The 7080-nt window shown below is 68.2% G+C and carries 9 protein-coding genes; 4 read left to right on the top strand and 5 right to left on the bottom strand.

Going from position 1 to position 7080, the window contains the following annotated elements; translation table 11 throughout:
* Positions 1 to 534 (top strand): tyrosine-type recombinase/integrase (locus ACWGKS_RS29435; RefSeq protein ID WP_452524960.1); only part of this gene is annotated, 534 nt, incomplete at its 5' end.
* Between the two features lie 167 nt (positions 535 to 701).
* On the opposite strand, the gene ACWGKS_RS29430 is transcribed toward ACWGKS_RS29435, so the two are convergent.
* Together ACWGKS_RS29430 and ACWGKS_RS29425 are read right to left on the bottom strand one after the other, a co-directional pair.
* Complete coding sequence (locus tag ACWGKS_RS29430) at positions 702 to 1112, bottom strand: arsenate reductase ArsC (RefSeq protein WP_452524958.1); 411 nt, start codon at positions 1110 to 1112, stop codon at positions 702 to 704.
* A gap of 8 nt (positions 1113 to 1120) precedes the next feature.
* Positions 1121 to 1777 (bottom strand): arsenate reductase ArsC, encoded by a 657-nt coding sequence (locus ACWGKS_RS29425; RefSeq protein WP_452524956.1) that lies wholly within the window; start codon positions 1775 to 1777, stop codon positions 1121 to 1123.
* A gap of 101 nt (positions 1778 to 1878) precedes the next feature.
* Between ACWGKS_RS29425 and ACWGKS_RS29420 the strand changes: the two genes are divergently transcribed.
* The 3 genes from ACWGKS_RS29420 to ACWGKS_RS29410 all read left to right on the top strand — a co-directional run bounded on the left by ACWGKS_RS29420 (position 1879) and on the right by ACWGKS_RS29410 (position 4404).
* Positions 1879 to 2163: an ArsR/SmtB family transcription factor gene (locus ACWGKS_RS29420; RefSeq protein ID WP_452524963.1), complete on the top strand. Its 285-nt coding sequence runs from the start codon at positions 1879 to 1881 to the stop codon at positions 2161 to 2163.
* A complete protein-coding gene (gene arsB / locus ACWGKS_RS29415; protein ID WP_452524955.1) occupies positions 2163 to 3245 on the top strand; it encodes an ACR3 family arsenite efflux transporter in 1083 nt (360 codons plus the stop codon). Before ACWGKS_RS29420 ends, arsB begins: the two co-directional genes overlap by 1 nt.
* A gap of 88 nt (positions 3246 to 3333) precedes the next feature.
* Positions 3334 to 4404, top strand: a complete 1071-nt coding sequence (locus tag ACWGKS_RS29410; protein WP_452524953.1) for an ArsO family NAD(P)H-dependent flavin-containing monooxygenase — start codon at positions 3334 to 3336, stop codon at positions 4402 to 4404.
* A 16-nt stretch (positions 4405 to 4420) separates the two neighbouring features.
* Here the strand turns inward: ACWGKS_RS29410 and ACWGKS_RS29405 are convergent, their stop codons facing one another.
* The 3 genes from ACWGKS_RS29405 to ACWGKS_RS29395 form a co-directional block, all read right to left on the bottom strand.
* A complete protein-coding gene (locus ACWGKS_RS29405) occupies positions 4421 to 4720 on the bottom strand; it encodes a hypothetical protein (protein ID WP_452524951.1) in 300 nt (99 codons plus the stop codon).
* A 60-nt stretch (positions 4721 to 4780) separates the two neighbouring features.
* Positions 4781 to 5830, bottom strand: a complete 1050-nt coding sequence (locus tag ACWGKS_RS29400; RefSeq protein WP_452524949.1) for a flavin-containing monooxygenase — start codon at positions 5828 to 5830, stop codon at positions 4781 to 4783.
* Between the two features lie 69 nt (positions 5831 to 5899).
* The coding region (locus ACWGKS_RS29395; RefSeq protein WP_452524947.1) for an MFS transporter at positions 5900 to 7080 on the bottom strand (1181 nt) is incomplete at its 5' end.

The raw sequence follows: 7080 nt of genomic DNA, 5'->3' as shown, positions 1-7080 counted from the left end.
CCCAAGAGCGCGGCGAGCCGTCGCACGTTGATGGTGGACCACGCCACGGTGGGTGTGTTGCGCCGCCACCGGTGGCGCCAACAGCAGGAGGCCCAGGACCACGGCCGGGTGTGGGACCGGGGCGGGTACGTGTTCACCGCGGCGGGTGGCGGAGTGTTGGCCCCGGAGCGGCTCTCGCGCCTCTTCCGGAAGGTGAACACCTCCAGCGGATTGCCGCCGGTGCGGTTGCACGACCTGCGCCATGGTGCGGCGACGCTGGCGTTGGCGGCCGGGGTGGAGCTGAAGGTGGTCCAAGCGATGCTGGGTCACGCGAGCATCGTGCTGACCGCGGACACCTACTCCAGTGTGCTGCCGCAGTTGGCGCGCGAGGCGGCGGAACGCACGGCCTTGTTGGTGTTACGGGATGCGGGTCGGGTTCGCCGTCAGGTGCGGGGCAGGGGCGGTCGGCGGGGTTTGACGCTGGTCCCACCTGGGACCCACCGTGGACCCACCACAGGGAAGAGCCAGCCGGTGCACAGCCAGGTGCGGCTGTGACCTGGGGTTTTGTGGCGCACCCGGCAGGATTCGAACCTGCGACCGTCGGATTAGAAGTATCCGATGGTGGAGAACGAGTTCTTCGGATTCTCGTACGAGGTGTTATGCCGTGTGGTGTGGCGTAGGTGGCCGTCTGGATGTGGCTGTTGCGTCCGTGGTGGCAACGGTCAGTGTGGAAGGAGGATGCTGATGAGTTCTTCGACGCGCTTGCGGATGTCGTCGCGGATGGGGCGGACGGCTTCCACGCCCTGTCCGGCGGGGTCGGGGAGTTCCCAGTCGAGGTAGCGCTTGCCGGGGAAGATCGGGCAGGTGTCGCCGCAGCCCATGGTCACGCACACGTCGGAGGCCTCGACCGCGTCGACGGTGAGGATTTTGGGGTTCTGGTCGGTTATGTCGATCCCTACCTCGGCCATGGCCTCGATCACCGCGGGGTTGAGCGTGTCCGCAGGTGCGGAGCCCGCCGAGCGGACCTCGATCCGTCCCTGGGAGAGGTGGCGCAGCCAGGCGGCGGCCATTTGGGAGCGTCCGGCGTTGTGCACGCACACGAACAGAACGGAGGGCTTGGCGTTGTCGGTCATGGCAGGCCTTACTTCTTTTCGGTGGTGATGGAGGGTGAGGCCAGAAAGGTGACGAGGTCCCGAATGTGCGTGTCGACGGTGTCGCGGATTCGACGCAGTTCGGTGAGCGAGGCTCCGTGGGGGTCGGCTGTGGGCCAATCGAGATAGCGGCGCCCTGGCACGACAGGACATGCGTCGCCGCAGCCCAGGGTGACCACGACGTCGGCCGCCTCAACGATTTCCTTGGTGAGCGGCTTAGGATAAGCGAGGCCCAGACCGACACCCACTTCTTCCAGTACTCGTGCCAGGTTCGGTTCCACGTCCGTAACCGGCTCGGTGCCTGCGGAGGAGACGGTGACCGGGTTCGTGGCGCGGTGGGACAGCAAGGCGGCGGCCAGTTGCGAGCGTCCGGAGTTGTGGGTGCACACGAACAGCACCCGTGGTGGGCGGGAGTTGGGCGCCTGTTGGATGGCCACGAGCGCGTCCAGACGTTCAGCGGTCAAACGTTCGGCCAGAACACTCAAGTGGGTGGTGATCCGTGCTGTGGCCGCCAAACGTTGGCGGGAGTCGAGGATGAGCGCCTCCACGGTCTCGGTGGAAAAACGGCCCTGGTGGCGGGCGGCCAAGCGGACGGCTCCCAAGGTGGCGTGTTCGTGCAGAAGCGGTGGTAGATCAGGTGTGGTCATGCCTGGGATTCCTCTGTGAGGGGAGAGGCCGTTCGACATCTCATCAGCCTCGATTGATGAGATATTATCAGGGCATGCTGATGTCAGTCGATACTGATGTGATGAAGGTGCTGGCCGATCCGCTTCGGATGCGGATCGTGTCCCTGCTCGCCCACGAGACCCTGTGCACCACCCACCTGATGGAGGAGACCGGGGCCCGCCAGACGAATCTGTCCAACCACCTGCGTCTGCTGCGCGAGGCCGGGGTGGTGGAGACCGAACCCTGCGGCCGGTTCACCTACTACCGACTCCGTCCCGAAGCCCTGGAAGCCGTGACTTCCCAGCTGGCGGACCTGGCCGCCACCGCTCGCGCCACCGGTTCCGCAGACAACAGGAGGCCCTGCTGATGACCTCGACCGACAAGACGACCAGCGGTACAGACGGGTCCGTCGTCGCGAAACTCTCGTTCCTGGACCGGTTCCTGGCCGTGTGGATTCTGCTTGCCATGGTTATCGGCCTGGGACTGGGCCGCCTGGTGCCGGGCATCAACGAGGCACTGGCCGCCATGGAGATCGGCGGGATCTCCCTGCCCATCGCGATCGGCCTGCTCATCATGATGTACCCGGTCTTGGCCAAGGTCCGCTATGACCGCCTGGACACCGTCACCGGCGACCGCCGCCTGTTGATCTCTTCCCTGGTGATCAACTGGGTGGTCGGTCCGGCGGTGATGTTCGCGCTGGCCTGGATCTTTCTGGCGGACCTGCCCGAGTACCGCACCGGGTTGATCATCGTCGGTCTGGCCCGCTGTATCGCCATGGTGATCATCTGGAACGACCTGGCCTGCGGGCACCGTGAGGCCGCCGCCGTGCTGGTGGCGCTCAACTCCGTCTTCCAGGTCCTGCTGTTCGGTGTGCTGGGTTGGTTCTACCTGGACCTTTTGCCCGGATGGCTGGGCCTGGACACTGGCGGGCTGGAGGTCTCGCCGTGGTTGATCGCCTTGAACGTGGTGATCTTCCTCGGCATCCCCCTGGCCGCTGGGTTCCTCACCCGTCGGTTCGGTGAGAGGAAGATGGGCCGCGAGCGCTACGAGTCGGCCTTCCTGCCCCGAATCGGCCCGTGGGCCCTGTACGGGCTGCTGTTCACCATCGTGCTGCTCTTCGCCCTCCAGGGCGAGAGGATCACCAACCAGCCCTTGGACGTGGCCCGCATCGCCGTGCCGCTGTTGGCCTACTTCGTCATCATGTGGTTCGGCACCTTCGCCTTCGCCAAGGCGATCGGAATGGACTACGACCGCACCACCACACTGGCCTTCACCGCGGCGGGAAACAACTTCGAGCTGGCCATCGCGGTGGCGATCGCGACCTTCGGGGTCACCTCCGGCCAGGCACTGGCCGGGGTGGTCGGCCCGCTGATCGAGGTCCCGGTGCTCATCGCGCTGGTGTACGTGTCCCTGGCCTGGCGCAAGCGCTTCGCGTCAGAACGCCAGTAGCCGATCATGTTCGGGAGCGGAGGCCGCATTCCGCGCGGCCTCCGCTCCTGCGGCTGTGGACTTCCTGGCAACCCGAGAAGGGACGAACATGCCCACCGAGCAACAACTCGTCGACGTCGCCGTGATCGGTGGCGGCCAGGCCGGACTCGCCACCGGGTACTTCCTGCGCCGAGCCAAAGCCGACTTCGTCATCCTGGACGACCACGACCGACCAGGAGGGGCCTGGCCCGAGTACTGGGACTCGTTGCGACTGTTCTCCCCGGCCGAACACAGCATGCTCCCGGGCTGGTGGATGCCCGAGGAACAGGGGCAGGAGTACCCCTCCGCGCGGCATGTGGCCTGGTACCTGGGAGAGTACGAGCGCCGCTACGCCCTGCCGATCCGCCGTCCGGCGCGGGTACGACGGGTCGAGCGATCCGGGGACCGGCTACGACTGGTGACCGACGACGATGCCTGGCTGGCCCAACGGGTGATCAGCGCCACCGGAACTTGGGCCGCCCCTTACATCCCCGACCTGCCAGGCCGAGGCGTCTTCGAGGGCGAGCAGCTCCACACCGTGGACTACCGCAGCCCCGACCGGTTCGCCGGACAGCGCGTCGTGGTGGTGGGCGGGGGCAACTCCGCCGCCCAGATCCTCGCCGAACTGTCCACGGTCGCTCAGACCACCTGGGCCACGGCACGTGCCCCCCGGTTCCTGCCCGACGACCTCGACGGACGGGCGCTCTTCGCCCTCGCCACCCAGGCGCAACGGTCGCAAACAGCGGGTCTGGGCGACCTAGGCGACATCGTGGCCGTTCCCAGCGTGCGCGAGGCGCGCGAGCGGGGCGCTCTCAAAACCGAGCCGATGTTCGACCACCTCACCCGCACCGGGGTGACCTGGTCCGACGGCACCACGATGGAGTGCGACGCCATCCTGTGGTGCACGGGGTTCCGTCCGGTCCTGGACCACCTCGCCCCCTTGGGACTCGTGGACAGCCAGGGGCGGGTGACGGTGGAAGGCACCCGGTCGGTGGTCGAGCCCCGTTTGCACCTGGTGGGTTATGGGGACTGGACGGGGCCGGCCTCGGCCACCCTCATCGGCGCGGCGCGCACCGCCAAGGCGACCATCGCCGAGATCACCCAGGAGTTGGAGACCGAGCCACGGCCTGAAACAGAGTGAGGGAGGGGACGGGTGCTCAGTGCCACTTGAGGGCGCGCGCCCCGCGCGCGGTGGCGCGGTAGAGCCCCGGCACATCGGTGGGCTCGGCGTAGTCCAAAGCCTCCAAGACCCACAGCAGTCGTGCGATGAGGTGGGCGCGGGCCGTGAGGGGAGTGCTGTGCCGCCACATGTCGGCGAGGCCCTCCGCGGAGGCCGGTCCGTCGTCGCACAAGGTCCGTAGAGCCCGGCGCCGGGCCGCGCTGAGGTGGCGTAGGGAAACCGCCTTCTCCTGCCCGGCATGGTCCGTCGCGGGCACGGTGGTCCCTATCTGCCGCATGCTTGTTCTCTCCCTGCGGTGGGCCGATCGAACGGGACTGTGAGCGTGCGCGGACTCGCGTCAACGTTGTGCTCTGGCGAGAAGCCGTCGCAGGACGTGTCGGGCGTCGCGTCCGACCCCGCGCAGGGTGGCCGAGGAGAAGCTGCGCTGGAACTCCAACCCCACGTATCCCAGCCCGGGGACCGTGGTGGATATTCCGCTTCGATGGAGCGGGCGTCCCTGGGCGTCGAGCGCGCCGGTAGGTGCGAGGTAGTCCAAGGCGGGACGGTAGCCGGTCGCCAGGAGCAGCGTGTCGACCTTCTCCACGGTGCCGTCGGCCCAGGTCACTTTGGCAGCGTCCAGGCGGGTGAACATCTCCCGCCGGTCGGGGTTGCCCGTGGCGAAGGCCGCGCGGTAGCGGCCGTCGTCGTTGACCAGGGTCGGACCCTTCTCCCAGATACGGCGCAGCGGGGCCGTGTCCAAGCCGGTGCGGGTGAACCACCAGTGGATGTCCCGGCCCAGGGGCCGTTGGTTCGCCCAGGCCACCGGAGAGCGGGTGGCCAGACTCACGCGGGCCACCTCGGCGAGTTCCGCTGCGATCTGCACCCCGGAGTTGCCGCCGCCGACCACCACCACACGCTGATCGGTGAAGGGATCGGAGATCCGGTACTGGGCGGTGTGCAGCACGGTCCCGGTAAAGTCTTCCAGCCCCGGCAACGAGGGGCGGTGCGGGCGGGTGAAGCCTCCGGTGGCCGCGACCACTACCGAAGAACGCACCCGGGAGCCATCGGCGGTGGTGAGGACAAATCCGCCCCCGTCGCGTTCGATGCTCTCCACGGACCACCCGTAGCGCAGGTCTGCCTCCAGCCGAGAGGCGTAGTCGCGCAGGTAGTCCACCACCTCGTCCCTGAGGGGGTAGTGCTCGGGGTCGCCTGGCAACGCATGTCCGGGCAGTGCGGAAAAGCGCGCCGGGGAGAACAGGGTCAGGCTGTCGTAGTAGTGCGGCCAGGAACCGCCCGGCCGATCGGCCGCTTCCAAAACCAGGGGGCGCACGCCGTGGCGGTTGGCGGCCCAAGCGGTGGCCAGACCTGCTTGACCGGCACCGATGACGGCGAGGGGGACCTCTTCCATGGCAGGGACTCTTTCGTTGTCGTGAGCGCGAAACCGTCGCAGTGGGTCACTGGGTGGGCGCAGGGGTGTTCAAGAGGGGGCGAAGACACGGACCTGCTTGCTTTCGGTGCGGGTGGCCAGAGCGAGGATCGCGCCGAGGGCCGCCAGTGTCCCCAACGCGACGAACACCGCTGTGTATCCGCCCAACGGTCCGGCCAGCGCCGCGCCCGCCCACGGGGCGAGCGCGATGGCCAGCATGAGCGGGGTATGCATGAGGGCGTTGAGGGTGGCGTAGTGCGTCGTGCCCCACCGGTCCGAGACAGCGGTGGCCTGGAGGAGGGTGAGGATGCCCCGTGCCATGCCCGCCAGGACCGCGATGGCCAGGACCAGACCGAAGGGCCCCGGCACCAGGGCCAGGAGGAAGGTGGTTACCGCGCAGGCGCCCAGTACGGACACGGCGCGCAGCATCGGGCTGGTCCACCGTTCCAGTGGTGCGTAGACCAGACGGCCCAGGACCTGACCGATCCCGCCCACCCCCAGCGCCCAAGCCGCATCACTCGTGCCGAATCCGCGTTCCTGAAGGAGAGGAACGAGGTTGACCACGACCGCGTAGACGGTGAAGGACCCCAAAGCCAGGGCCACCGTCAGAGCCCAGAAAGCCCGGCTACGCATCACAGCACGCGCCTCTTGCCCTTGCTCACCTGGCGTGGTGAAGCCGCCGGGGGACCAACCTCGTGGTAGGGCGAAGGCGTGCAGGGGCACCACCACGCCCAACAACACGAGGGCGAGCACCAGGTAAGCGCCCCGCCACCCCCAGACCCCCTCCAGGAACGCGCTCAGGGGAGCGAAGACGGTGCTGGCCAGCCCGGCGACCAAGGTCAAAGCGGTCAGGGCCCAGACCTTGGCCTTCCCGTACCAGTGGGTCAGGGCAGCGAAGGCCGGAGGGTAGAACAACCCGGCCATCGCCACCCCGGCCACCAGCCAGGCGGCGGCGAACACCCACGGGTCCGGGGCCAAGGCGATGGCCACCACGGAGGGAACAGCGATCAGGGCCGCCGATACCATCGCCGGACGCGGGCCCCGGGCCTGGACCCAGCGCCCGACCGGGATGCCCGCCAGCCCCGCGATGATTTGGGAGGCGGAGAACAGCGCGGTCACCATGGTCAGGGACCATCCGGTGTCGGCGGTGATGCTCGGAGCCAGTACGGGGAAGGCGTAGAACAGCACCCCGTAACTGGTGGTGACGGTGACACATAGGGCCACCAGGCCCC

It is taken from the genome of Nocardiopsis sp. NPDC055879 (assembly GCF_053615935.1).
This window is presented reverse-complemented; position numbering and strand designations above follow the sequence as displayed.